Annotated in this window: 2 protein-coding genes; both read left to right on the forward strand. The window is 39.0% G+C overall.

What is annotated here, in order from left to right; translation table 11 throughout:
• Positions 1-268: YebG family protein (locus H5202_RS23085; RefSeq protein ID WP_182774064.1), on the forward strand; the 268-nt coding region annotated here is incomplete at its 5' end.
• 49 nt (positions 269-317) lie between these two features.
• Entirely contained in the window at positions 318-776 is a 459-nt protein-coding gene (locus H5202_RS23090; protein WP_182774065.1) for a GAF domain-containing protein, read from the forward strand.
• Positions 777-1,098 lie beyond the last annotated feature (322 nt).

A 1,098-nucleotide genomic window follows, 5' to 3' on the forward strand; every position in this document is an offset into this window, starting at 1 on the left:
AGACAGAGAAGGGGTGAAAAAGATGACATGTATATCGAAGAAAGAGGCTGATACATACGATAAGATGATTGAGATTTCCGATAAACTAGTGCCATTTCTAATGAAGGCAGATCTAGGACTTGATGAAATTAAATGCGAACAGTTGGCATTTTATCTAGCAAACAATAAAGATGAGCTTTCTAACTTGCTAAAAGGCTTAGTACAGGTTAAAAACGCTCCTACAGCGAAAACTAAAAAGACTTCGACTAAAAGTGCATCAGCAGAATAGTCTTATTCATCACTCATTCTTGGAGTGGGTGTCAGCTTAAGGAATGGAAATGAAAACCGAATTTTACCAAACATTAAATCGCCAAGCACAAGCTTTACTTGAAGGTGAAGATGATTTGATTGCGGCAATGGCTAATTTTTCAGCGTTGCTAAATGACAACCTAGAAGACTTAAACTGGGCAGGTTTTTATATCAAGCGTGGTGAACAATTAGTCCTTGGCCCATTTCAAGGTAAAGTGGCTTGTACCCGTATCAATATGGGCAAGGGTGTTTGTGGCACAGCTGCAGCAGAAAACAAAACCCAGCGAGTTGCAGACGTTCATCAATTTGATGGCCATATTGCATGCGATTCTGCCAGTAATTCAGAAATTGTGATCCCTGTTAGACAGGGAAATGAGGTTGTGGCTGTTTTAGATATTGACAGCCCATTACTGAATCGATTCGATCATGATGATCAAATTGGTTTAGAAAACATGGTAAAAAGTTTCGAAACTTGCCTATTTGGTTAAATAGCGAACAAATTAGATTAAATCATGGTCGCATTCGCTGTCGCGGGCTTTATAATATGCCGCTATACGCAATTGTGCTGGATTTACTGATGAGCGATGATTAAGCTGAGAGTAAGTTTGGTTAAATTGTTAAGGTTTGTTTCAATGACTTTAGCAAACTGGCGGATAGTGATATTTTGTACGTTGAGCCTTAACGATAAGGTTTAGCGAAAGATGAACGACTGCATGGCAAATTTTATGCCGCATAATCAGTCCCTTTATTAACGTGGAAGTAAAAATGGAATCAACAGACAAGTTGACCGACACCAACGCAATTTTAGCG

This window comes from Shewanella sp. SG41-4, assembly GCF_014164505.1.
Taxonomy (GTDB): Bacteria; Pseudomonadota; Gammaproteobacteria; order Enterobacterales; family Shewanellaceae; genus Shewanella.

What these genes read in the sequence shown, in the direction of transcription:
- H5202_RS23090 (WP_182774065.1), top strand. Translation starts at nt 318, where the DNA reads ATGAAAACCGAATTTTACCAAACATTAAATCGCCAAGCACAAGCTTTA.